Here is a 23,357-nt window from a genome sequence, read left to right as displayed (position 1 = left end):
GGGCATCTGCCTGCTCCTCAGCCGAACCGGCCCGTGATGTATTCCTGCGTGCGCTTCTCGCGCGGCGCGGTGAAGAGCTGCGCGGCGGGCGCCACCTCGACCAGCTCGCCGAGGTAGAAGAAGGCCACCTGGTCGGCGCAGCGTGCGGCCTGCTGCATGTTGTGGGTGACGATGCAGATGGTGAAGTCGCGCTTCAGCTCGTCGATCAGCTCCTCGATCTTCAGCGTGCTGATCGGGTCCAGCGCGCTGGTCGGCTCGTCGAACAACATCACCTCCGGCCGCACGGCGATGGAGCGCGCGATGCACAGCCGCTGCTGCTGGCCGCCCGACAGGCCCATGGCGGAGGATTGCAGCCGGTCCTTCACCTCGGTCCAGATGGCCGCGCGCGTCAGCGCCCATTCCACCCGGTCGTCCATCTCGGACTTCGGCAGCTTCTCGTGCAGTTTGATGCCGAAGGCGATGTTGTCGTAGATCGTCATCGGGAAAGGCGTGGGCTTCTGGAAGACCATGCCGACCTTGGCGCGCAGCTCGTTCAGATCGACCGAGGCGTCGATCATGTTGCGCCCGTCCATCAGCACCTCGCCTTCCGCGCGCTGGCCCGGGTACAGGCTGTACATCCGGTTCAGCACACGCAGCAGCGTGGACTTGCCGCAGCCGGAGGGGCCGATCATGCCCGTCACCTGCCGGTCCGGCAGGTCGAGGTTGATGCCCTTCAGCGCCTTGTTGGTGCCGTAGTAGAAATCGAGGTTGCGGACGGAGATGCGCGCCTGCGCGTTCAGCGCCTCGGCGGAGCGGGCCTGCATGCCGCCGAAGCCGGGGGCGCTGGCGGCGGTCTGTTCGGTCGTCGAGCCCATCGGGCCTTCCCTTCCTGGCTCAGTTGCGCCCGCGCAGCACGGCGCGGGCAATGATGTTGATGGCAAGCACGCCCAGCGTGATGAGCAGCGCGCCGGACCACGCGATCTGGATCAGGTCGGGGAAGCCGGAATTGGCCTGCTGGTAGATGGCGATCGGCAGGCTGGCCATGGCGCGGGTCAGGTCGAAGCTGGTGACATTGTTGCCGAAGCTGGTCAGCAGCAGCGGCGCCGTCTCTCCGGCGATGCGCGCCACCGCCAGCAGGATGCCGGTAAGGATGCCGGACGCTGCGGCCTTGTAGCAGACCAGCGTGATCATCTTCCACTTCGGCGCGCCGAGCCCGATCACCGCCTCGCGCAGCGTATTCGGGATCAGCTGCAGCATGTCCTCCGTGGTGCGGACCACCACGGGGATGACGATGATGGCCAGTGCCAGCGCGCCGGCAATGCCGGAGAAGCCGCCCATGGGCAGCACCACCAGCTGGTAGATGAACAGGCCGATCAGGATGGAGGGCGCGGAGAGCAGCACGTCGGAGACGAAGCGCAGCACATTGCCCAGCACCGAGCCCCGCGCATATTCGGACAGGTAGGTGCCCACCAGCAGGCCGATCGGCGTGCCGATGGCGGTGCCGATGGCGGTCTGGATCAGGCTGCCGATGATGGCATGCACCAGCCCGCCCTTGGGCGCGGTGTCGTCGCCATAGCGCGTCGGGCGGAATTCCTCGGTCAGCACCGTCCAGTCCAGCGCCACCAGGCCGCGCCAGAGCAGCGTCAGCATGATGGAGGCCAGGAAGAACAGGCCGATCAGCGTGGCGGCCATGCACAGCCACTTGACCGTCAGGTCCACCATCTTGCGGCGCGAGGCGAGCGCCGGGCTGCGGCGGACCACGCCGCGCGTCTCCGGCTGGAAGGTCGTGCTGCTCATGGATCAGGCCTTCAGCCGGGAGCGGAGCAGGTAGCGCGAGGCCGCCAGCACCAGGAAGGAGATGACGAAGAGCAAAAAGCCCAGCGCAAACAGCGCCGACTGCTTCAGGCTGCCCATCAGGCTCTCGGGGAACTCCATGGCAACGATGGAGGCGATGGTGGTGGAGGGGTCGAAAAGGCTCTGCGGCATGCGGTTCGCGTTGCCGATGACGAAGGTCACCGCCATGGTCTCGCCCAGCGCACGGCCCAGCCCCAGCATGATGCCGCCGACGACGGAGATGCGCGTATAGGGCAGCACCACGCCCTTCACGACCTCCCACCGCGTGGCGCCCAGGCCATAGGCGCTTTCCTTGTAGACCGGCGGCACCTGCAGGAAGACGTCGCGCATGGTGGCCGCGATGAAGGGCAGGATCATGATGGCCAGCACGATGGCCGCGGTGAACAGCGAGGTGCCGGCGAAGAAGCGGCTTTCGAACAGGAAGCCCAGCAGCGGGATGGCGGTGAGGTAGTCGCCGAGCGCCAGCTGGATGTGCATCTGCACGAAGGGCACCACCACGAACAGGCCCCACATGCCGTAGATGATGGAGGGCACGGCGGCCAGCAGCTCGATCGCCGTGCCCACCGGGCGGCGCAGCCACTCGGGCGCCAGCTCGGTCAGGAAGAAGGCGATGCCGAAGGCCACGGGGACGGAGAAGACGATGGCCAGGATGGCGGAGGCGACGGTGCCGAAGATGGCGACGGCGCCGCCGTAATTCTCCCGCCCCTCCACCGGGTTCCAGTCCGTGCTGGTCAGGAAGCCCAGGCCGAATTCGCGGAAAGCCGGCAGCGCGCCGATGAACAGCGTGACGATGATGCCGCCCAGCAGCAGCAGGACCAGGATGCCCGCGCCGCGGCACATCCATTCGAACAGAAGATCCCCGATATCGACCCCGCGTCCCCGACCGATTGGCTTCGGCGCGGCCCGCGCGCCCATCGTCATGTCGCTCACGGCAGGGTCCTGGTCAGGAGTTCGGTTCGGGCGTTCAGGTCAGGCGAAATCCCCGGGCGCAGGGCGCCCGGGGTGTGGTTCACGCAGCCAGGCCTCAGGCGGTCCAGATGGCCTCGCCCGAGGGCGTCTTGACCATGCTGGCCCAGTTGCGGCGGATCACGTTCGTCACGCTTTCCGGCAGCGGGATGTATTCCAGCTGGCCGGCGATCTGGTCGCCGTTCTTGAAGCACCAGTCGAAGAACTTCATCGTGTTGCGGCTCGCCTCGACCTTATCGGCCGCCGGGTTGGTCGGCAGCAGGATATAGGTGCCGACCGTCATCGGCCAGGCATTGGCGCCCGGCAGGTCCAGCGTATCCGGCGCCATGTTCGGCACCGACCAGTCGGCGGCATCGGCGGCGGCGACGAAGGTGGCCTGCACCGGCTCGACGAAATTGCCGGCCTTGTTGCGGATCTGCGTCGTCACCAGACGGTTCACCACCGCATAGGCATTCTCGGCATAGCCGATGGCGCCCGGGGTGTTGCGCACGGCGTTGGAGACGCCTTCATTGCCGCGGGCGCCCTGGCCGGCCGGCCACTGGATGGAGGTGCCGGCGCCCGGGCCGTCCTTCCAGGCGGAGGACACGCGCGCCAGATAGTTGGTGAAGCCCCAGGTGGTGCCGGAGGCATCGGCGCGATAGGCCACGGAAATCGGCAGGCCCGGGATGCGCAGGTTGCGGTTCAGCTCGGTGATGCGGCTGTCGTTCCAGCGCGTCAGGCGGCCGAAGAAGATGTCCGCGATCACTTCCGGCGTCAGGCGAAGCTGGCGATCGGCCACGCCCGGCAGGTTCACGATCAGCACGATCGAGCCCATGACGGTCGGGAACTGCATCAGGTTGCCCTCACGCAGCTGCTCCACGGTGCGCGGCGCGTCGGTGGCGCCGAAATCCACCGTGCGGTTGGTGATCTGGTTGATGCCACCGCCCGAGCCGATGGACTGGTAGTTCAGCTGGATGCCGGTCGGCTGCCGGGCAGCATTGCCCCAGCGCTCATAGACCGGCCGGGGGAAGGTGGCGCCGGCGCCGGTGATCGTCGCCGACTGGGCCATCGCGCCGCGGGCGTTCAGCATCCCGGCTCCGAAGGCCGCGCCGGTGCCGAGCAGAAGGGTGCGCCTGTTCACTGTGTCTCTCTCCGGTGCTGTTCGGACGGCCCGCGGATAGAGGGCGGCGCCGTCGGGGCGCCTTCTAGGCGGCTCTGGCGTAAGCACGATTGCAGTTCGATGAAGCTTCGATGACAACGCCCTCCACAACCCTTGCGTGTTGTCGGGTCGCTAATGGGTTTCGCTGATGAACAGGGAGGTCCGGTTCCATCCATCCTGGCCGGGAGCATAGGCCAGGTCCCGGCTCATCCGCCGCACCAGGGCCAGGCCCAGCCCGCCCACGCGGTCATCGTCCAGCGAGGGGGCGGCGGCCTCGGGCGCCGTAATCGGGTCGAAGGGACGCGCGGCATCGAACAGCACTAGGCGCAGCCTGCCCGATTCGAAACCGGCTTCGAGGCGCGCGGGCGGCGGCGCCTCGCCCTGCGGCAGGCCCGGCCAGGCGGCGTGCTCCACCAAGTTGGCGACCAGCTCCTCCACCACCAGGCGCAGCCGCAGCACCAAAGCGGGCGGCACCCCCTGCCCCTCGGCCCAGGCCTCCGCCGCATCCTGCGCGGCTTCCAGCCCGGCCAGTGAGATCGGCACCTCCAGGCGAAGGGTCATCCGGGCAGGCGGGCCAGGGCCTCCGCTTCCGTGGCGACCAGGGGCAGCACCTGGTCCAGCGCCATGGCCTGCAGCACCTCCGCCACCATGGGCTGGGCGCCGTAGAGCACCACCACCCCGCCGCGCCGCGACACCACCCGGGCGGAGGAGAGCAGCAGGCGGATGCCGAGCGAGGAGAGGAATTCCAGCCCCGTCAGGTCCAGCACCGCATTGCGGCCGGAGGCGGCGATGGCGGCGGTGAAGGGCGTTTCCACCTGCCCCACCGTGGTGGCATCCAGCCGCCCCACCAAAAGCACCTTATTGGCGGTGGGGCTGATCTCAACCACTTCGAAGCGCACTGACGGTCTCCGTGAAACGAGGCGCGGTTGTCTAGACCGTCGCCCCGTCCGCGCGGCGTGACAGTTTGCTGACAGTGGTTACCAGACCCAGCGCAGGCCCAGCGTCAGCACATGCTCCGTACCACCGCTGGCGCGTGCGACGTCATAATCCGCCACCACGGCGAAGCGGTCGCCGCGATAGGCGGTGGCGCCGAGGCCGGCGGTCACCGCGTCCCGCCCCACCCGGGCGGAGTCGACGCCGAAGGCGGCGCCGCCCAACCGATGCGTGCCGCGGCCCAGCCCCTCCTGCAATTCGCGGGCATAGCCGATTCGTGCCTCCGGCCGCAGCCGATAGCCATCGGCCAGGCGATAGGTGCGCGCGGCGCTGAGGCCGATGCCCGCCCGCAGCGCATCCGCGTCCCGGCCATCCACCGCGAGGTTCAGCGAATCGGCGCCGGTCTCCGTGAAGCTGCCACGGGCGATGCGGTCCCAGCGCAGGAAGGCGCGGGGTTCCAGCTCCACCCCATCCTCCAGCCGCGTCGTCAGGCCGAAGCCGAGTTCCGCCGTCACATCCGTGCCCTCGCTATCGGCCTGTGCGCGGCGGGACAGGGTGCCGAAGCTGATGGTGCGGCGGCTGTCGTAGCGGCTGAGGCCGGTGCCCAGCATGGCGTCGACGAAGGGTTTCGCGCGCGCCGCACTCGGCGGCGCGAAGACGCCGTAGAGGCTGGCCTGGTAGCTGTCCAAACGCACCTCCCCGGTGCCACCATCGCCATCCACCGTGCCGCGCAGGAAGCCCAGCGCCACGCCGCCGGTCAGGCCCGGGGCGAAGCTGCGATCGGCGCCGACCAGCGCGCCGCCGGATTGCCGGGAATAGCCGGCCGAGACGCCGTCGCCATCGGTGCTGCCCCAGCCGCCCATCGCCCGGCCCCAGACGGACCAGCCGGCGAAGCCCGCCTCCGCCCCATCGGCGCCATCGCCGAGGCCTGCGCCCGAATCCCAGTCCGGCGCGGTGCCGGCGCCGGGCATGGCGCTCATCTGCACGGTCCGCGCGCTGTCCAGCGCCACGCGCGGCGCCAGCGCGCCCTGGGCAGCGACCAGCGCGGGATCCCCGGCCCGGATCGCGGCCATGCGCTGCGCGGTGCCCGCGCCCAGCATGCGGCGATGCGCCAGCGCGGCGGCCAGCGCATCTGCATGGATGCTGCCCGAGAGCTGGTCCAGCGCCGGGGCGATGGCGGAGGCCGGCAGCGCATAGAGCGCCCCGAAGGTGGTGGCCGCATCGCCCTCCATCCGCAGCCCGGCCGCCGGGCGGATGGCATCCACCGCGCCGCCCACCGCCACCGCATTGCCCCGCTGGCCGAGGCCGAGCGACGCGAGATTGGCGTAGCTGGCGGGCGTGGCGACCAGGTCCAGCGTATTGGCGCCGTACAGGGCGTCGAACCGCATACCGGTAGGCAGCCCCTCCGCCGGCTGGGTCAGGCCCGCGAAGCTGCCCAGCAGCCCGCCCTGGGCCTGGATCACCCGGAAGGTCTGGCCGAGCACCGGGGTGAAGGTATTGGTGGCGGAGCCGGTGATGCCGCGCAGCACCGGCTGCAGCGTGCCGCCCGCGGTCAGCGTGCTGCCCGCGCCGGTGACCAGCACCTGGTCATGCGCGCCGGCGCCGGTGCCGGTGCCCGGCCCGTCGATCTCGAGCCGCAGGGTGGAGCCGGCGCCGAAGGTGACCGGCGCGGTGAAGGTGATGCTGCCCGGGGAGCTGCCGGGGGAGAGGATGCCATCGATGCTGCCGCCGCCGATGCTGCCGCCGCCGGTCAGCGTGCCGCCCGCCAGCACCGTCACCGCGCCCTGGAAGGCGCCCTGGATGGCCAGCGTGCCGGATTGCACCTGCGCGCCGCCGGTGTTGCTGGCATTGCCCTGCAGGGTCAGCACCCCGCCGCCCAACAGCTGCAGCTGGCCGACGCCGCTGAGGTCGCCCAGCAGGATGACGGCGCCCTGGCTGGTGTCGATGATGCCGTTGCCGGACTGGATCACCACCGGCTGCGTCAGCGCGGCGGCCTCGGTCGGGCGGAAGGTGCCGCCGTTGAAGGTCACGGTGGTGGCCTGCGCCGCGCCGTCGGACTGGGTGAAGAAGGCCTGGCTGCCATCGATCACCTGGCCGCCGCCGGACAGGCCGCCCAGCGGCACCAGCGCGTAGCGCACCGTGCCGCCGCCCCACATCGTGTCGCCAGTGGCGTCGCCATAGAAGGCGACGGTGGAGAAGGTGGCGCTGTCGCTGATCGCGGCGACGAAGGTCATCGTCTGGCTGTAGCGGGCCGCGCCGGGGTTGTCGGTACTGCTGTTCGCGGTCCCGATCAGGATCGGCGTGCCGCCGTCGAAGGCGATGTAGAGCGCGGAGGGGAAGCAGCAGGTCGCCCAGCCCTCCAGCTCGATCGCGAAGGCATTGATGGGGGAGGAGAAGGTGAAGACCAGGCCATTGCCCGCGGGATCGCTGTTGTCCGCGACCATGCGGACACTGTCGCCGCTGCTGAAGGTGCCGCTGGGGCCCTGCACGTTCTGGAAGCTGGTGGTGCGCGTGGTGCGCGTCGCGCCATTGCCGGAGCTGATGGTGAAGGCGCTGCGCGCCCAGCTCGTCTGGTTGCTGGTCAGGCCGGACAGCAGGTCCATGTTGACCGTGCCGCCCGCCGTGCCCACGCGCTGATCGAATTCGGCACGCCCCTCGAAGATGCTGTCGAAGAAGGTCGCCGTCTCCGCCTCGCTGCGCTGCGGCAGGCCTGCCAGCAGCGCGACGGCCGAGACCGAGAGCATCAGGCCCGCCGCCCGGTGCAGGATGCGGGCGGAGATGGGGCGTCTTGCAGTCATGAGTGCCTTCCTGGCGATGAGGCCGGAAGGGTTAGGGCAGCGCCATGAATGCCCGGTTAAGCTGCCGCGGCAGCACGCGCCGGCGACGCCCCTTCCTCAATTGAGGAAGGGGTTGCGCCCGCGCGCCGGGGCCTGAGCCGGGCCGTAGTGGCGGGCCAGATAGTCCACGATGGTGTCGCGGAACTCGCCCTCCAGCGGGTTCATGCCGTGGCGTTCCGTCATCCAGTCCATCAGCCCGTCCCATTGCGGGCGGGTGAAGCGGCTGCGGCGGATCAGCGCGGTATTGTGGCAGGCGGTGCAATAGCCGAAGACCTCGGACCGGCCCTCACCCTCGGCCAGCACCGTCTCCTCCTCCGCCGTCTGCTCGATGGCGCGCGCGGCATCGGCCTGGCGCTGGGATGCATCCTGTCCCAGCGCCGCTGCGGGAAGCAGCAGCGCCAGGACCAGAAGGGTGCGCAGCCTCATCCGACCAGGATCGCCGCCCGGCTGATGGCATTGGCGCCATAGCCCTGCGGATTCCAGTTGGCCGGCAGATGCGGCTGCATGCGACCCTCGCTGTCGGTCGCGCGGTACCAGATCTCGTAATAGCCATCCGAGGGCAGCGCCACGCGGCCGGTCCAGCGCTGCCAGGCGTGGCGGTTCGCGGGGGCGGCCACCTGCATCTCGGTCCAGGTCGCGCCGAAATCGACGCTGGCATGCACCGCCCGCACCGTCAGGTCGCCGGCCCAGGCGGCGCCGCGCAGGTCGAGGCTGCGGGTGCCCGCCGGCAGCCGCGCACCATGCGCGTGCGACGACAGGATGGAGCGCACCGGCATGCTCTCCAGGTCGGTGAAATCGGCGCCGTTGCTGCTGCTGCCGGGCACGATCGGGCGCACCGGCACGCGGTAGCTGGTGCCGCCCATGCCGGGGCCGTCATGCGGCTTGTCGCGCACCCAGACGCGGGTCAGCCATTTCTGGCTGAGGCTGCCCGGCCAGCCCGGCGTCACCAGCCGCAGCGGCGCGCCGTTCACCAGCGGGATCGGCTCGCCGTTCAGGCGGAAGGCGATCAGCGTATCCTCGTCCATCGCTTTTCCGAGTTGCATGCCGCGCGCGATGGAGGGGCGGCCCGGCTCGCCGGACAGATGCGGGTCCGCACCGTAATGGCCGGTGGCAACGGCCGACGGCTTTAAACCCGCTGCCTGCAGCACGTCGCGCAGCCGCACGCCGGTCCATTCGCCATTGCTGATGGCGCCATTGCCCCATTGGTTGCCGCGGGTCTGCGGCTGGAAGGCGGATCGGCCATTGCCGCCGCATTCCAGCTGCAGCTGCCGCGTCACTACGGGGAAGCGGGACTCCAGCTCACCCAGGGTGATCTCGAGCGGGGTATTCACCTCCCCGTCCACCGTCAGCTTCCAGGTCTTCGGATCCGCCGGCACTTCCGGCACGCCGCCATTGTTGCGGATGAACATGTTCCGGGCGGAGGTCACCGGCTCATCCAGCAGGGTCTCGGGCGTTTCCGCATTCAACGGCCGCTCGCCCTGGATGATCAGCGGGCCCTTGCCCTCCATCTGGAGGGTGGCCGGCGCATTGCCCTGGGCCGCGGCGGGGCGGGCAAACAGGGCGGGCAAGGTGCCGGCGGGCATGTTGCCGGCGAAGGGGATGGCGCTGCCGATCGCGCCGCCCATGGCGGCCAGCGCCGCGCCCTTCAGCGCGCCGCGTCGGCCGAAGGCCAGGGCGTCGGCGCGCTCGGGGTCATCGCGATACAGTTCCTGGATCGACCGTTCGGTCCTGCGCGTCATGGCGTCTTGTCCTCCCGCACTTCTCGGCGGGAGAAAGGATCACCCCATCACGCGGTGGCCGCAAGCGGATCGCCGATGAATACGGCGGCACGGCTGATCGGATTGGCGCCATAGCCCTGCGGATTCCAGTTGGCGGCGGCGTGCGGCTGCATCCGGCCGGCGCTGTCCGTCGCGCGGTACCAGACCTCATAATAGCCATCCGCCGGCACCGCGACGCGGCCCTGCCAGCGCTGCCAGGCGTGGCGGTTCGCGGCCGGAAACAGCGTCATCGGCTGCCAGGTGGCGCCGAAATCCAGGCTGACATGCTGCGCCTGCACGCTCAGGTCGCCCGCCCAGGCGGCGCCGCGCAGATCGAGGTGCCGGGTGCCCCCCGCCAGCCGGGCGCCATGGGCGTGGCTGGTCAGGATGGAGCGCACCGGCATGCTCTCCAGCTCGACGAAACCCCGCCCATCTTGCGCGCTGCCGGGGATCACCGGATGCCGCGGCACGCGGTAGCTGGTGCCGCCCATCCCCGGCCCGTCATGCGGCGCGTCCCGCACCCAGATCCGGGTCAGCCACTTCTGGCTGAGGCTGCCCGGCCAGCCCGGCACCACCAGGCGCAGCGGCGCGCCGTGCAGACGCGGCAGCGGTGCGCCGTTCAGCGCGAAGGCGAGCAGCGTATCCTCGTCCAGCGCCTTCTCGATCCGCATGCCGCGCGCGATGGAGACCTTCCCCGCCTCCCCCGAGAGATGCGGATCCGCGCCGTAATGCCCGGTGAAGCGGGCCGAGGGTTTCAGCCCCGCCGCCTGCAGCACATCACGCAGCCGCACCCCGGTCCAGGCACCGTTGCTGATGGCGCCATTGCCCCAGGGGTTGCCGCGCGCCGCCGGCTGGTGGAAGGCGCGGCCGTTGCCGCCGCATTCCAGCTGCAGCTGCCGCGTCACCACCGGGAAGCGGGATTGCAGCTCGCCCAGCGTCAGCGAGAGCGGCGCGTTCACCTCCCCGTCCACCACGAAGCGCCAGGCCTGTGGATCCGCCACCTCCGGCGGGATGCCGCCATTGTTGCGGATGAACATGTTCGGGGCCGAGGTCACCGCCTCGTCCAGCAGCACCTCCGGCGTCTCGGCACAGAGCGGCGTCTCGTCATGCACCAGCAGGCGCGCCTTGCCCGGCAGGTTCAGCGCCGCCGGGTTTGTTGCCGATTGGGCGCCGGGGCGGGCGATGGCGGCCGGCAGGGTGCCGGGAGGCAGGCTGGCGGCGGCCGGGATGGGTGCGCCGACCGCCGCCTCCATTGCCTGCAGGGCGGGCCCTTCCAGCGCGCCGCGACGCCCAAAAACCTCGGCATCGGCGCGTTCGGGATCGTCGCGATAGAGTTCCTGGGCCGAGCGTTCCTGCGCCATGCGACCCCTTCCGCTATTCCGCCGCCAGCGGCAGCGCGGGCGCGGTCTTCCAGCCGTTACGCGCATCCAGGCCGAGGTTCCGCACGATGGCCAGGCCGCGCGCCAGGTGGTCCGGCTTCAGGCCCGTCAGCGGCCGCCGCAAGTCACCCGCCGGCAGCCCCACCGCCTTCATCAGCGACTTCACCGCCACCGGGTTGATCGCCGAATAGGTGAAGTGCAGCAGCGGCAGCAGGCGGAGGTAGGTTTCGCGGAACACCACGGACTGCGCCGGGTCCGCCCAGGGGGTGGAGAGCAGCGCCAGGCCCGCCGGGTCGATATTGCCCGTCATATTCGCCGTGCCATGCCCGCCGAGCGACATGGTGGGCACCACCAGGCCGAGGTTCGGGCTGTCGCAGCACATGATCGTCGCATCCGGCTGGGCCGCGCAGACCTGCGCCACCTGGCCGACGCGCGTGGTGCTTTCCTTCAGCACGACGATGTTCGGGTGCTTCATCAGCCGCAGCAGATGGTCCCAATGCAGGTCGGACTTCACCCGCGGCGGGTTGTTGTAGATGCCGATCGGCAGCTCCACCGCATCCGCGCATTCGGCGAAGAAGGCCTCGATATCGTCTTCCGGCGCGCAGATATAGGCGGGGGCGGCCAGGATCGCGCCATCCGCGCCGGCGGCCTTGGCGTGCTTGAGATAGGCGATGGTCGCCGCCGTGCTGGTGCCGGTGCAGCCGTAGAACATCTTCATGTTCCCGGTCTTCATCTTCGCCGTCTTCTCGACGATCTCGCGCCGCTCCTCCGGCGTCAGCATCGAGACCTCGCCGGTCGAGCCCATGATCAGCACGGCGGAGGTGCCGTTCTTCGCCTGCCAGTCGATCAGCGTCCGGAAGCCGCCGAAATCGACGCTGCCATCGGCGTTGAAGGGGGTGATCAGGGCGACGAAGGACCCCTCGATCCGCATCTTGGTCATCGGCTTTCTCCAGGCGAAGGCGGCCAGCCTAGCAACTCCGCCACCCCGTTTGCTACACCCCCTTCCGCAGTGCAGCAGGGCGGGCAATTGTAGGGACAATTCCAAGGAAGGAACGTCCTCCGATGCCCACGCGCCGCCGCCTGCTCCACGCCTCCCTGCTGGCACCGTTGGCGGCCCCCGCCTTGGCCCAGGCGCCCTGGCCGTCCCGCCCCATCACCATCGTGGTGCCCTTCCCGCCCGGCGGGTCGAACGACCTGCTGGCCCGCCCGGTGGCGCTGAAGCTGCAGCAGGCGCTGGGCGGCCATCCCGTGGTGGTGGAAAACCGCGGCGGCGCCGGCGGCACGGTGGGTGCGGTGGCGGTGGCCCGCGCCCCGGCCGATGGCCATACGCTGATGTGGGGCCATGTCGGCACGCTGGCCGTCAATCCCTGGATCTACCCAAACAACCCCTATGACGTGCTGCGCGACTTCGCGCCGGTGGCGCTGGTGGCCACCCTGCCCTCCATCCTGACCATCCACCCCTCGGTCCAAGCGCGCACGGCGGCGGAGTTCATCGCGCTGGCGAAGGCAAACCCCGGCACGCTGGAATATGGCAGCGCCGGCAATGGCGCGGCGTCCCACATCACCATGGCGGCCTTCTGCGACGCGGCGGGAATCGAGCTGGTGCATGTGCCCTATCGCGGCAATGGCCCGATGCTGGCGGACCTTATCGCCGGCCGGCTGAAGGCGAGTTTCGCGGGCGCCCCGGTGGTGCTGCCCTCGATCCGCGACGGGCGGCTGCTGGGGCTGGGGATGAGCGCCCTCACCCCCTCCGACGCCCTGCCAGGCCTGGCCCCCATCGCCGCCGGCGCCCTGCCGGGCTTCGAGGTGGTGCAGTGGCACGGCCTGGTCGCCCCGGCCGCGACGCCGCCCGAGGTGGTGGCGCGGATCAATGCCGCAGTGAACGGGCTGCTGGGCGATGCCGACCTCAAGGCCCGCCTGGTGACCGAGGGCGCCGACGCCGCGCCCCGCACGCCGGACGCCTTCCGTACACTGATCGCCAGCGAGCTGGAGCGCTTCCGGGTTCTGATCGCCCGCGCCGGCATCCGGGCGGATTGAACGCTTGCTGACCCTGACCGTCGCCTGCGCGCCCTATGACCGCGTGCGCGCCCTGTTCGATGGGCGCGTGCGGATCCAGGGCGTCCGCCTGGTGCAGGTGCCGATCCATTCGGAGCAGAGCTTTCCGCGCGCCTTCTCGCGCGCGGAATTCGATGTGACGGAGCTCTCGCTCTCCTCGCACCTGCTGCAGCTCTCGCGAGGCGAGGCCGCCTATGCGGCGATCCCCGCCTTCGTCTCCCGCGCCTTCCGGCATGGCTGCATCTATCTGCGCGCCGATGCCGGCATCCGCACCGCGAAGGATCTGGATGGGCGCCGCGTCGGCATCCCCGAATACCAGATGACGCTCGGCCTCTGGCTGCGCGGCATCCTTTCGGACGACCACGGCGTCGATGTGAATGGCATCGCCTGGCGCACCGCCGGCACCAACGCGGCCGGCCGGCGCGAGCGCCTGCCGCTGGAACTGCCGCCGGGGATGGATGTGCAGCCCATCGCGGGCACCTTGAACGAGGCGCTGCTGGCGGGCGAGCTGGATGCCATCCTCTCCCCCACCGAGCCCGCCGCCTTCGCCGCCGGCGACCCGCGCATCGTCCGGCTGTTCCCCGATCCGCGCGCGGCCGCGCAAGCCTGGCACCGCCGCACCGGCTTCCACCCCATCATGCACCTGATCGGCATCCGCCAGGACGTGCTGGCGCGCGATCCGTCCCTGGCGCCGCGGCTGATGGAGGCCTTCGCCGAGGCCAAGCGCCTGGCCCTGGCCGATATCGAGTCCGACCTGCGCCATTCCTCGCTTAGCCAGATGCTGCCCTTCCACGCCGAGGAATGGGCCGCGACCAAGGCCCTGCTCGGCCCCGATCCCTGGACCTATGGCATCGGCCCCAACCGTGCGGAGCTGGAGGCGATCTGCCGCTGGTCGCATGAACAACACCTGTCGCGGCGACGGCTGGCGGTGGCGGAGGTTTTTGCGGCGGGGGTGGAGGAAGACTGAGCCCGGCTGGCTATGCCGCCCGTCCGGGATGGTGAATGATCCTGTATCCCAGACAGGACATTTCCCCGCATGATCCGCGCCGCCATCATCGGCCTCGGCACATGGGGCCAGCATCTGGTCCGCTGCGTGCAGGGGCAGAGCGACCTCATCCGCTTCACCGCCTTCGCCACCCGCACCCCCGCCAAGGCGCGCGACTTCGCCGCCGCCCATGGCCTGCGCGAGATCGCGAGCTACGAGGCGGCGCTGGCCGATCCCGAGATCGACGCCGTGGTGCTCGCCACCCCGCATCGCCAGCACACCGGCCAGATCGTCGCCGCCGCGGCCGCGGGCAAGCATGTGTTCACCGAAAAGCCGCTTGGCGTCAGCGTGGAGGAAGCGCAGCGCGCAGCACAAGCCTGCGCCGATGCCGGCGTCACCCTCGGCGTCGGCTACAACTGGCGCTACCAGCCGGCGCTGATCGCCATCCGCGGCATGATCGAGGACGGCACGCTGGGCCGCGTGCTGCATCTCGAGGGCAATTTCTGCGGCCCCAGCGCCTATCGCTTTCCGCAGGGCCATTGGCGCCACGACCGCGCCGAGGCCCCGGCCGGCGGCATGACCGGCCGCGGCGTGCATGTGGTGGACGCCATGCTCTACCTCGCCGGCCCCATCGAGCAGCTGACGGCGCAGAGCTACCGCCTGGTCCAGGATTTCGGCATGGACGACACCACCTCGATGCTGCTGCGCTTCGCCAGCGGCGCCACCGGCTATCTCGGCACCGTCATCGCCACCGCGGAGACCTGGCGCATGCAGGTCTTCGGCAGCAAGGCCTGGGTCTCGGTCGGCGATGTCGAGCACCTGACCACCTGGGACCTGACCATCTGCCGCATCGACCCGGACAACATCACGGTGAAGCAGCGGCCGGAGGTGATCCGCTTCCCGAAGACCAGCACGGAACGCGCCGAGCTGGAGCATTTCGCCCGCCAGGCCGAGGCCCGCGCGCCGCTGGCCCGGCCGGCCGGCGATGCCGTCCATAATGTCGAGGTGCTGGAGGCGATCATGGCCTCCATCCGGTCCCAGGGTCCCGTCCGCATCTGAGGCAAGGAGTCCCGCGCATGCCGCTCACCCGCCGCCACTGGATGCTGGGCGCCGCCGGCCTCGGCCTCGCCCGCCAGGCCCAGGCGCAGACGGACTGGCCCAGCCGGCCGATCCGGGTCGTGGTCCCCTCCCCGCCCGGCGGGCCGCCGGACCTGATCCTGCGCGCCATCGCGCCGCGCCTGACCGCGACCCTCGGCCAGCCGGTGGTGACGGAAAACCGCCCGGGCGCCGGCGGCGTGATCGGCACGGCCTACGTCGCGCGGCAGCCGGCCGATGGATACACATGGCTCTTCACCACGGCGTCCCATGTGAACACGCCGCCCTTCAATCCGAACGTGAACTTCGACCCGATCGGCGACTTCACGCATGTGACGCTGGCGGTGCAGAATTTCGGCCAGGCCCTGGTGCTGCATCCCTCCGTGCAGGCGACCAATCTGGCGGAGCTGATCGCGCTGGCGAAGCGCGAGCCCGGCCGCCTGACCTACGCCAATGCCGGCAACGGCACCGCCAGCCACATCCCGGCCGAGCTGATGAAATCCATGGCGGGCGTCGACGTGCTCTCCATCCCCTATCGCGGCGTGGCGGAGGCGGTGGCGGACCTGCTGGCCGGCCGCGTCGACATGTTCTTCGTCGGCACCAATGTGGCGCTGGAACACGTCCGCGCCGGCCGGCTGCGCGCCATCGCGCTGACCGGCGCGCGGCGCTGGAAGGGCATGCCGGAGGTGCCGACCATGGCGGAATCCGGCCTGCCGGGATTCGCGGTGGTGAACTGGTTCGGCCTGTGGCTGCCGGCCGGCGCGCCCCCGCCGATCGTGCAGCGGATCCATGCGGCCGTGGCCGCCGCGGTGGCGGATGCCGAGGTGCGCGCGCAATTCGACAGCCAGGGGCTGGAAGGCATCGCCATGCCGCCCGCCGAATTCAGCGCCTTCGTCGCCGCTCAGGCGCGGCAAGCCGAGGAGATCGGCCGGCGCGTGAATGGCGCGCCGGCGCGCTGAAGCACTATCGGTTCACACCTGATCCGTGTGAACCGGTTTCGTGCTTCAGGAACAATAGCTTCTCAGCGCGGCTCGATCCCGGCGGCCCGCACGATCGGCGCGAAGCTCGCGATCTCGGAGCGGATGAAGGCCGTGTAGCTTTCCGGCGTGCTCTCGGGCGGCGGGGCGCCGGACAGTTCCTCGAAGCGGGCGACGGTGCCGGGGTCCGTCATGACCTCGCGGATCGCCGTGGCCAGCCTGGCCACGATGGGTGCCGGCAGCCGGGCCGGGCCGGAAATGCCGAACCAGGAGGAATTCACCACATCCACCCCGCCCTCGCGCAGCGTCGGCAGGTCCGGATAGCGGGCGGAGCGTTCGGCGGTGGAGACCGCGATGGCCCGCACGCTGCCGCTGGCGATATGCGGCGCGGCGGAGGGCAGGCTGTCCATCATCGCGGGCACCACGCCGGCGATGGTATCCGTCATCGCCGGCCCCGCGCCGCGATAGGGGATGGGCGTGACCTTCACCCCCAACGCCATGCCCAGGCGCACGCCCGTCAGATGGCTGGAACTGCCGATGCCGGAGACGGCAAAATCGATCTCCCCGGCACGGCGCACATTGGCGATGAACTGCGCCAGGTTCTGCGCCGGATTGGCCTTGGTGACGACGAGCACCGAGGGGCTGGTGACCACCAGCGCCACATGGGTGAAGTCGGCCATCGGGTCATAGGGCAGGTTGGGATAGAGGCTGGGCGAGACGCCATGCGACCCGCTGTTCGACATCAGCAGGGTCAACCCATCCGGCTCCGCCTGCGCCACCACGGCGGCGCCGATGGTGGCGCCGGCGCCGGGGCGGTTCTCGACGATGATGGGCTGGCCGAGCTTGGGCGAGAGCCGGTCCGTGATCAGCCGCGCCATCACATCGGTGGTGCCGCCGGGCGCATAGGGCACGATCAGGCGCATCGGGCGGGACGGCCAGGCGGCGGTCTGGCCCAAGGCGGGCGCGGCCAGCGCCATCAGGGGCAGGCCGAGCGCGGCCCGGCGCGGGATCAGGGTCATGGCGGTTCTCCTCCGTTTGCGCGGATGATCGCCGCAAATCCCTCCCAAGCCAAGGCTGGATGCAACTGGTGCCTCAGATCCGCCCCAGCACCAGCAGCACGATGACGATAACCAGCACGGTGCCGAGCAGGCCCATGCCGCCATGGCCGAAGCCATAGCCATAGCCGCCGAAGCGGCCGCTGACGCCGCCGAGCAGCACCAGGATCAGGAGGATGATGAGGATGGTGCCGAGCATCAGCGTGTCTCCACGCTGAGGCTGCGGCCGCCGAGGTTGATCTCCACCGCGTTGCGGTTCTGCTCCTGCCATGCCCAGTAGCCCAGGGCACCCACGGCAATCAGCAGCACGCCGATCACAGGATAGAGCAAGTTGCGACTCATGATGCGAAAGTCCCGTCTGGTCTCGCGCGGCGCGTTGTCATCGTCGCGGTTGAGAACAGATCGCGGGACGAACCCCGAAGTTCAGGCCGACACGGTTTCGTGATCGGCGCTTGAACAATCCGGGGCTGCGCTAGTCAGGCGCTCAGCCGCTCCATCGCCGCCGCATCCACCTCGAAATTGGCATAGACGTTCTGCACGTCGTCATGGTCGTCCAGCAGGTCGAGCAGCTTCAGCACCTCCCGCGCCCGCTCCTCGTCCAGGTCCACCGTGGTGGTGGGCCACCATTCCAGCTTGGCGGCCTCGGCGGTACCGAACTTCGCCTCCAACGCGTCGCGGACGGAGGCGAAATCCTCGACGGCGCAGGAGACCTCGTGGCCCTCCGGCCCGCTTTCCACATCATCCGCGCCGGCCTCGATCGCCGCCTCCAGCATCGTGTCGGCATCGCCCGCGCTGGCCGGATAGCGCAGCACGCCCTTGCGCTCGAACTGGAAGGCCACCGAATTGGTCTCCCCCAGCGCGCCGCCATTCTTGGCGAAGATGGAGCGCAGGTCGCCGCCGGTGCGGTTGCGGTTGTCGGTCAGCGCCTCGACGATCACGGCGATGCCATAGGGGCCGTAGCCCTCGTAGCGCATCTCCTGGTAGTCCTCTCCCACCCCGGCGGTGGCGGCGCGCTTGATGGCGCGGTCGATGGTGTCGCGCGTCATGTTGGCGACCAGCGCCGCCTTCACCGCGGCGCGCAGGCGCGGGTTCATGGCCGGGTCGGGCAGGCCCTGCTTGGCGCTGACGGAGATTTCCCGGATCAGCTTGCCGAAGGCCGCCGCCTTCTTGGCCCCCTGCGCCGCCTTGCGGTGCATGATGTTCTTCGCATGCGAATGGCCGGCCATGGCCTTGCTCTCCGTCTCTCGATCCCGCGGCGGGCACGCCGGGCGCCCGCGCCGGGCTGCTATACTGGCCCGCCCCCCCGGGCGGCAAATCGGGACGGCAAATCGGGGCGGCAAATCCGGACCGATCCCGCCGGCTTCTCAATCCCGGGTTCATGAATGCAGTCCAGACTGCGCCCATGGCCCGACCAGCGCTTCCGGCTGAACCGCCCTCGGATACGATCCAGCGCCTGGTGCGTCGGCTGATCGCGTTTGCCATCCTGCTGACCCTGGCGGCGATCGGGGTGAACCAGTTCCTGCTGGACCGCGTGCTGCACCATGGCGCGATCGCCTGGACCCAGTCCTTCGCGGCCGAGCTGCTGCGGCGGGAGCCCGCCTTGCACACCCTGCTGCGCGACGGCGCCCCGGATCCCACCGCCCTGGCGCGCATCGTCGGTGTGCCCGAGGCCGTGGAGATCGCCGGCTACCGGCTGCTGGGACCGGATGGCCAGCTCCTGTACCAGAGCAGCGCAACCGCCGCCGCGCCGCCGCGCACGCAGGCCGCCCCGCCCCGCCTGCCGCAGGCCGAGGTTCCGCTGGCCGATGCCGAAGGCGTCGCCGGCTGGCTGGTGGTCTCGATGCGGGAGACCGGGCGCCGCGCCGCCCTGCGGGAGGCCTTCCGCATGGCCCAGGCCAGCATCGCCACCTTCGGCGCGGCCACGCTGCTGCTGCTGCTCTGGCTCGGCCTGCGCGGCCGGCGAGAGGAAGCGGCCGCCGCCCGGGCCCGCTACCTGCTGCGCCACGACAGCCTGACGGGCCTCGCCACCCATGCGGAATTGCGCGACCGCCTGGCCCAGGCCCTGGCGCTGGCGCGGCCCACGGGGCGGCAGGTGGGCGTGCTGGTGCTCAATCTGCGCGGCTTCCGCGACGTCAATGCCGTGCATGGCCGCGCCACCGGCGATGCGGTGCTGGAAGCGCTGGCGCTGCGCCTGCGCACCCTGGTGCGGCGGGAGGATACGGTCGCGCGGCTGTCCGCCGACCGCTTCGCCGTGGTGCAGACCGCCATCATCGGGGAGGAAGATGCCATCACCCTGGCCGAGCGCCTGGCCAAGGCGCTCGCCGAGCCGCTGCCGCTGGCCTGCGGCGGCGGCCTGACGCTGAGCGTCGAGCTGGGCCTGGCCGTCGCGCCCCAGGATGGGCAGGAGGCGGAGCTGCTGCTGGCCCGGGCCGAGGCCGCGCTCTCCGCCGCCCGCGGCCAGCCCGAGCCTGCCATCCGTGGCTTCGAGCCGGCGATGGACGAGGCGATCCGGGCCCGGCGCGAGATCGAGGCCGACCTTCGCCAGGCGATCGAGGCCGAGGCGCTGGTGCTGCACTACCAGCCGCAGCGCCGCCTGCGCGACCGCCGCCTGACGGGGTTCGAGGCGCTGCTGCGCTGGCCGCATCCCCGGCGCGGTATGATCCCGCCCGCAGAATTCATCCCGATGGCGGAGCAGAACGGGCTGATCGTGCCGCTCGGCGCCTGGGTGATCCGCGCCGCCTGCACCGAAGCCGCCCGCTGGCCGGGCGACCTGCGCGTCGCGGTCAATCTCTCCCCCGCCCAGTTCCGCCACGGCGACCTGGTCTGCACGGTGGCGGAGGCGCTGGCCCGGTCCGGCCTTTCGCCGCATCGCCTCGAGCTCGAGATCACCGAAAGCCTGCTGCAGGAGGATACCGAGGATGTGGTTCGCCTGCTGCTGGACCTGCGCGGCCTGGGCGTGTCCATCGCCATGGATGATTTCGGCACCGGCTGGTCCAGCCTGGCGCATCTCTGGCGCTTCCCCTTCGGCAAGCTGAAGATCGACCGCGCCTTCATCACGGAGCTGACGCGCGACCCGAAGCTTTCCGCCATCGTCGCCACCATCGTGGGCCTCGGCCGCATCCTGGACATGGAAGTGGTGGCGGAGGGTGTGGAAGCCGAGGACCAGGCCCGCATCCTGACGGCGGAAGGCTGCGAGCAGGGCCAGGGCTGGCTCTTCGGCCGCCCCATGCCGGCCGAGGCGGTGCGCCGCCTGATCGCGGAGGAATCGGGGCGGGCTTCGCGCACAGCGGCGTGATGGTCTCCGGGGCGCTGCGGCAACCCCCACCCCGGCCCTCCCCCGCAGGCGGGGGAGGGAGATGCTTGGCAAGGCGCGCCAGCTACAGCAACTTCTGCTGCCCCCTTGCGCGCAGCATCGGCTCCGCATCCTCCGCCAGCGCATCCAGGAAGCCCTTCGCCTCCGCCCGCATCGCCGCGACCTTCTTTGCATCCATCCGCGCCAGCGTCCGCAGCGGCATCGCCATGCGCGGATTCTTCGCGAAGCGCGCTGCGTGGCGTGCGACGAAATCCCAGTAGAGGAAGTTGAAGGGGCAGGCGCCGGGCCCGGTCGGCCGCTTCACGTCATAGGCGCAGCCGCGGCAGTGGTTCGACATGCGGTTGATATAGGCCCCGCTCGCCGCATAGGGCTTGCTGGCCATCACCCCGCCATCGGCGTGCAGCGCCATTCCCTGCACATTGGGCAGCTCCACCCATTCATAGGCGTCGGCATAGACCACCATGTACCAGTCGTTCACCTCGGCCGGCGCGATGCCGGCCAGCAGGGCGAAATTGCCGGTGACCATCAGCCGCTGGATGTGATGGGCGTAGGCCAGGTCGCGCGTCTGGCCGATGGCGGCTGCCATGCAGGCCATCGCCGTCTCGCCGGACCAGTAGAGCCAGGGCAGTTTCCGGTGGGCCTCCAGCGCGTTCGTGTCACGATATCCTGGCATCTTCAGCCAGTAGAGGCCGCGCACATATTCCCGCCAGCCGAGGATCTGGCGGACAAAACCCTCCACCGCATTCAGCGGCGCCGCGCCCGCGCGCCAGGCGGCTTCCGCGGCGCGGCAGGCGGCCATCGGGTCCAGCAGCCCGCAATTCAGCGCGGCGCCGACCAGGGCATGGAACAGCGTGGCCTCGCCCTCCGCCATCGCATCCTGGTAGTCGCCGAAGCGCGGCAGGCGATGGGCGATGAAATCCTCCAGCGCCTGGGTCGCCTGCGCCGCCGTCACCGGCCATCCGAATTTTTGCAGATCGCCAAAGTGGTCGGGGAATTCGCGCTCGACCAGGGCCATCACCTCGCGCGTCACGGCATCGGGGGCGAAGCGGCGCGGCTTCGGCGGCACCAGGCCGGCGGGCAGGGCGGCGCGGTTCTCGGCATCGTAGTTCCACTGGCCGCCGGCGGGCTCGTCCGGGGCTTCCATCAGCAGGCCGGTGGCGCGGCGCATCTCGCGGTAAAAATACTCCATGCGCAGCTGCTTCTTCTCCCCCGCCCAGGCGCGGAAGCGATCCAGGCTGCAGAGGAAGCGGGTGTCGTCGCGAATTTCCACCGGCAGTCCGGTCGCCGCGCCACAGCCCTGCATGTCTTCCAGCACGCGGAGTTCGCCGGGATGGGTGCAGACGATGCGCCGCGCGCCATGCGCCTTCGCCGCCCGCGCCACCTCCCCGGCCAGGGTGTGGCTATTCGCCGGATCATCCAGCTTCACATAATCCACGCTGATCCCGCGCGCGCGCAGCAACTCGGAAAAATGGCGCATGGCGGACAGCACCAGCACGATCTTCTGCTTGTGGTGGCGCACATAGGTGCATTCGGCGCGCACCTCCGCCATCAGCACCACATCGCCGGCGGCCAGCCCCTCCAGCGCGGAGAGCCCCTCGCTGCACTGGTCGCCAAGAACGAGGCGAAGCGTCGTCACGCCCGCTCGTAGCGCACGGCGCTGCCATCCTCCCCAGTGGTGGCGAAGCCCACCCAGGTGCCGGCGGCGTCATAGAGCACATCCGCCCCCTCGCCCCCCACCAGCACCACGCGGGTGCCGCCCTGCGGGGCGCGGCTGATGCGCAGTTCCGGGTCCACCAGCAGCGCCTTCCGCGGATCGATCAGCGGCACGCCCGGGCGCAGCGTCGCCCTGCGCCACCAGGTCAGCGGCGCCGCCTGGCCTGGCAGGCGCTGCGCCCCCTCCGGCCCGCGCAGCAGCAGCGCCTCGCCCTCGGCACGCGCCTCGCAGGCGGTTGTGCTGCCGTTCTTCTCGAGGCGGGAGGACAGCGAGACCAGCCGGTCGCCGCGCCAGAGCTCCGCCGTGCGGTGGGCGTAGCGAAAGACGGTGAAGCTCATCAGCTTCACTTCGATCTGCACATCGCTGACGGCCTCCAGCAGCCCCGCCTCCTCGCGGAAGCGGACGCGATGGGTGCCGACGCTGGCACCGCCGCGCAGGATGCGGAAATCGAGATTGGCGGGGGTCGCCGTGGCCGCTCCGGCCAGCACCAGGCCCGGCACGGCGGCCAACAGCGCGCGCCGGCGCATCAGCCCCGCCCCGCAATGGCGCCGCGGCCGCCATCGACGCCGATCACCTGGCCTGTCATCCAGCCGGCCGCGTCCGAGAGCAGGAAATCGGCCAGCGCCGCCACATCCTCGGCCTCTCCCAGCCGGGGGATCGGGTGCTGCCTGGCAATCGCATCGGCCATCTGGGGGCTCCGGGTCAGGGGTTCGGCCAGCGCCGTGCGGGTCAGGCTCGGCGCGATGCAGTTGACGCGGATATGTGGCGCGAGTTCGGCGGCCAGCGCCACTGTCGTCCCCTCCACCGCCGCCTTGGCCGCGCCGATGGCCAGGTGGTTCGGAAAGCCGGTGCGCGCCGCGACCGAGGAGAACAGCACCACGGAACCCTTCCCCTCCGCCAGCGCCGGCGCCGCCGCCTGCACCGCCAGCGCCGGGCCGGCGGCATTCAGCCGGAAGGTTTCCACCAGATCCGCCTCCGTCACCCGCGCCACAGGCTTCAGCAGGATGGAGCCGACGCAGACCGCGAGTCCCGCCAGCGGCGAGCCGGCCGCCGCCACCGCCGCACGCCGCCCTTCCGGGTCCAGCAGGTCGGCCGCGAAATGGCCGCAGCCGAGTTCCTCCGCCAGCGCGGCCAGCGGCGCCTCTCGCCGCGCCACCAGGAAGGGGGTCGCGCCCCGCGCCGCCAGCCGCCGCGCCAGCGCCGCCCCCACCCCGCCCGTGGCCCCAAAGACCAGCACCTGACCCACCATTTGATCCATTCCCAAGCCAAGGGCGCCACAGATGGCCCTGGCCCGGCGAAGGAAAAGCCATGAAGGAAAAG

Annotated in this window: 23 protein-coding genes; 5 read left to right on the top strand and 18 right to left on the bottom strand. The window is 70.7% G+C overall.

Annotated elements, in window-relative coordinates; translation table 11 throughout:
• Positions 1–17: 17 nt before the first annotated feature.
• The 11 genes from pstB to J3S20_RS08690 all read right to left on the bottom strand — a co-directional run bounded on the left by pstB (position 18) and on the right by J3S20_RS08690 (position 11,783).
• The gene (gene pstB, locus J3S20_RS08740; protein WP_216836414.1) at positions 18–803 is read right to left on the bottom strand and encodes a phosphate ABC transporter ATP-binding protein PstB; all 786 of its coding nucleotides are present in this window, start codon (positions 801–803) and stop codon (positions 18–20) included.
• A gap of 70 nt (positions 804–873) precedes the next feature.
• Positions 874–1,776: a phosphate ABC transporter permease PstA gene (pstA, locus tag J3S20_RS08735; protein WP_216836055.1), complete on the bottom strand. Its 903-nt coding sequence runs from the start codon at positions 1,774–1,776 to the stop codon at positions 874–876.
• A 3-nt stretch (positions 1,777–1,779) separates the two neighbouring features.
• Complete coding sequence (gene pstC / locus J3S20_RS08730; RefSeq protein ID WP_216836413.1) at positions 1,780–2,754, bottom strand: phosphate ABC transporter permease subunit PstC; 975 nt, start codon at positions 2,752–2,754, stop codon at positions 1,780–1,782.
• A gap of 103 nt (positions 2,755–2,857) precedes the next feature.
• The gene (pstS, locus tag J3S20_RS08725; protein WP_343215185.1) at positions 2,858–3,919 is read right to left on the bottom strand and encodes a phosphate ABC transporter substrate-binding protein PstS; all 1,062 of its coding nucleotides are present in this window, start codon (positions 3,917–3,919) and stop codon (positions 2,858–2,860) included.
• A 150-nt stretch (positions 3,920–4,069) separates the two neighbouring features.
• A complete protein-coding gene (locus J3S20_RS08720) occupies positions 4,070–4,498 on the bottom strand; it encodes an ATP-binding protein (protein WP_216836054.1) in 429 nt (142 codons plus the stop codon).
• Positions 4,495–4,836, bottom strand: coding sequence for an STAS domain-containing protein (locus tag J3S20_RS08715; protein ID WP_216836053.1), 342 nt, complete (start codon positions 4,834–4,836; stop codon positions 4,495–4,497). The genes J3S20_RS08720 and J3S20_RS08715 overlap by 4 nt, the downstream gene beginning before the upstream one ends.
• A gap of 78 nt (positions 4,837–4,914) precedes the next feature.
• Complete coding sequence (locus tag J3S20_RS08710) at positions 4,915–7,668, bottom strand: autotransporter family protein (protein WP_216836052.1); 2,754 nt, start codon at positions 7,666–7,668, stop codon at positions 4,915–4,917.
• A 96-nt stretch (positions 7,669–7,764) separates the two neighbouring features.
• On the bottom strand, positions 7,765–8,133 hold the full coding sequence (locus J3S20_RS08705; protein ID WP_216836051.1) for a hypothetical protein: 369 nt from the start codon (positions 8,131–8,133) through the stop codon (positions 7,765–7,767).
• Complete coding sequence (locus J3S20_RS08700; protein ID WP_216836050.1) at positions 8,130–9,446, bottom strand: sulfite oxidase; 1,317 nt, start codon at positions 9,444–9,446, stop codon at positions 8,130–8,132. Before J3S20_RS08700 ends, J3S20_RS08705 begins: the two co-directional genes overlap by 4 nt.
• A 47-nt stretch (positions 9,447–9,493) precedes the next feature.
• Entirely contained in the window at positions 9,494–10,825 is a 1,332-nt protein-coding gene (locus tag J3S20_RS08695) for a sulfite oxidase (protein ID WP_216836049.1), read from the bottom strand.
• A 13-nt stretch (positions 10,826–10,838) separates the two neighbouring features.
• Complete coding sequence (locus J3S20_RS08690; RefSeq protein WP_216836048.1) at positions 10,839–11,783, bottom strand: 4-hydroxy-tetrahydrodipicolinate synthase family protein; 945 nt, start codon at positions 11,781–11,783, stop codon at positions 10,839–10,841.
• A 122-nt stretch (positions 11,784–11,905) separates the two neighbouring features.
• Between J3S20_RS08690 and J3S20_RS08685 the strand changes: the two genes are divergently transcribed.
• The 4 genes from J3S20_RS08685 (at position 11,906) to J3S20_RS08670 (ending at position 15,937) form a co-directional block, all read left to right on the top strand.
• A complete protein-coding gene (locus J3S20_RS08685) occupies positions 11,906–12,880 on the top strand; it encodes a tripartite tricarboxylate transporter substrate-binding protein (protein WP_246602515.1) in 975 nt (324 codons plus the stop codon).
• A gap of 4 nt (positions 12,881–12,884) precedes the next feature.
• Positions 12,885–13,865 (top strand): substrate-binding domain-containing protein, encoded by a 981-nt coding sequence (locus J3S20_RS08680; RefSeq protein WP_216836047.1) that lies wholly within the window; start codon positions 12,885–12,887, stop codon positions 13,863–13,865.
• A 69-nt stretch (positions 13,866–13,934) separates the two neighbouring features.
• Positions 13,935–14,942 carry a Gfo/Idh/MocA family protein gene (locus tag J3S20_RS08675; RefSeq protein WP_216836046.1) on the top strand — a complete coding sequence of 336 codons (1,008 nt, stop codon included), beginning with the start codon at positions 13,935–13,937 and terminating at the stop codon, positions 14,940–14,942.
• 17 nt (positions 14,943–14,959) lie between these two features.
• Positions 14,960–15,937: a Bug family tripartite tricarboxylate transporter substrate binding protein gene (locus tag J3S20_RS08670; protein WP_216836045.1), complete on the top strand. Its 978-nt coding sequence runs from the start codon at positions 14,960–14,962 to the stop codon at positions 15,935–15,937.
• Positions 15,938–15,999: 62 nt separating this feature from the next.
• On the opposite strand, the gene J3S20_RS08665 is transcribed toward J3S20_RS08670, so the two are convergent.
• From J3S20_RS08665 to J3S20_RS08650, 4 genes are all read right to left on the bottom strand, one after another.
• Positions 16,000–16,974, bottom strand: coding sequence for a Bug family tripartite tricarboxylate transporter substrate binding protein (locus J3S20_RS08665; RefSeq protein ID WP_216836044.1), 975 nt, complete (start codon positions 16,972–16,974; stop codon positions 16,000–16,002).
• A gap of 73 nt (positions 16,975–17,047) precedes the next feature.
• A complete protein-coding gene (locus tag J3S20_RS08660) occupies positions 17,048–17,209 on the bottom strand; it encodes a DUF3309 family protein (RefSeq protein ID WP_246602513.1) in 162 nt (53 codons plus the stop codon).
• Positions 17,209–17,352: a hypothetical protein gene (locus tag J3S20_RS08655; RefSeq protein ID WP_216836043.1), complete on the bottom strand. Its 144-nt coding sequence runs from the start codon at positions 17,350–17,352 to the stop codon at positions 17,209–17,211. Before J3S20_RS08655 ends, J3S20_RS08660 begins: the two co-directional genes overlap by 1 nt.
• A 134-nt stretch (positions 17,353–17,486) precedes the next feature.
• A complete protein-coding gene (locus J3S20_RS08650) occupies positions 17,487–18,236 on the bottom strand; it encodes a YebC/PmpR family DNA-binding transcriptional regulator (RefSeq protein WP_216836042.1) in 750 nt (249 codons plus the stop codon).
• A 176-nt stretch (positions 18,237–18,412) separates the two neighbouring features.
• Here J3S20_RS08650 and J3S20_RS08645 point away from each other — a divergent pair, with 176 nt between their 5' ends.
• Positions 18,413–20,305: a putative bifunctional diguanylate cyclase/phosphodiesterase gene (locus J3S20_RS08645; RefSeq protein WP_216836041.1), complete on the top strand. Its 1,893-nt coding sequence runs from the start codon at positions 18,413–18,415 to the stop codon at positions 20,303–20,305.
• An 82-nt stretch (positions 20,306–20,387) separates the two neighbouring features.
• Here the strand turns inward: J3S20_RS08645 and J3S20_RS08640 are convergent, their stop codons facing one another.
• From J3S20_RS08640 to J3S20_RS08630, 3 genes are read right to left on the bottom strand one after another with little or no spacing between them, the layout of a single operon-like run.
• Positions 20,388–21,959, bottom strand: coding sequence for a cryptochrome/photolyase family protein (locus tag J3S20_RS08640; protein WP_216836040.1), 1,572 nt, complete (start codon positions 21,957–21,959; stop codon positions 20,388–20,390).
• Positions 21,956–22,564 (bottom strand): DUF6134 family protein, encoded by a 609-nt coding sequence (locus J3S20_RS08635; RefSeq protein ID WP_216836039.1) that lies wholly within the window; start codon positions 22,562–22,564, stop codon positions 21,956–21,958. The genes J3S20_RS08640 and J3S20_RS08635 overlap by 4 nt, the downstream gene beginning before the upstream one ends.
• A complete protein-coding gene (locus J3S20_RS08630) occupies positions 22,564–23,295 on the bottom strand; it encodes an SDR family NAD(P)-dependent oxidoreductase (RefSeq protein ID WP_246602511.1) in 732 nt (243 codons plus the stop codon). The genes J3S20_RS08635 and J3S20_RS08630 overlap by 1 nt, the downstream gene beginning before the upstream one ends.
• Positions 23,296–23,357 lie beyond the last annotated feature (62 nt).

It is taken from the genome of Falsiroseomonas tokyonensis, from assembly GCF_019024325.1.
Taxonomy (GTDB): domain Bacteria; phylum Pseudomonadota; class Alphaproteobacteria; order Acetobacterales; family Acetobacteraceae; genus Falsiroseomonas; species Falsiroseomonas tokyonensis.
The sequence above is the reverse complement of the archived record's forward strand: the minus strand, read 5'-3'. Positions and strand labels throughout refer to the sequence as shown.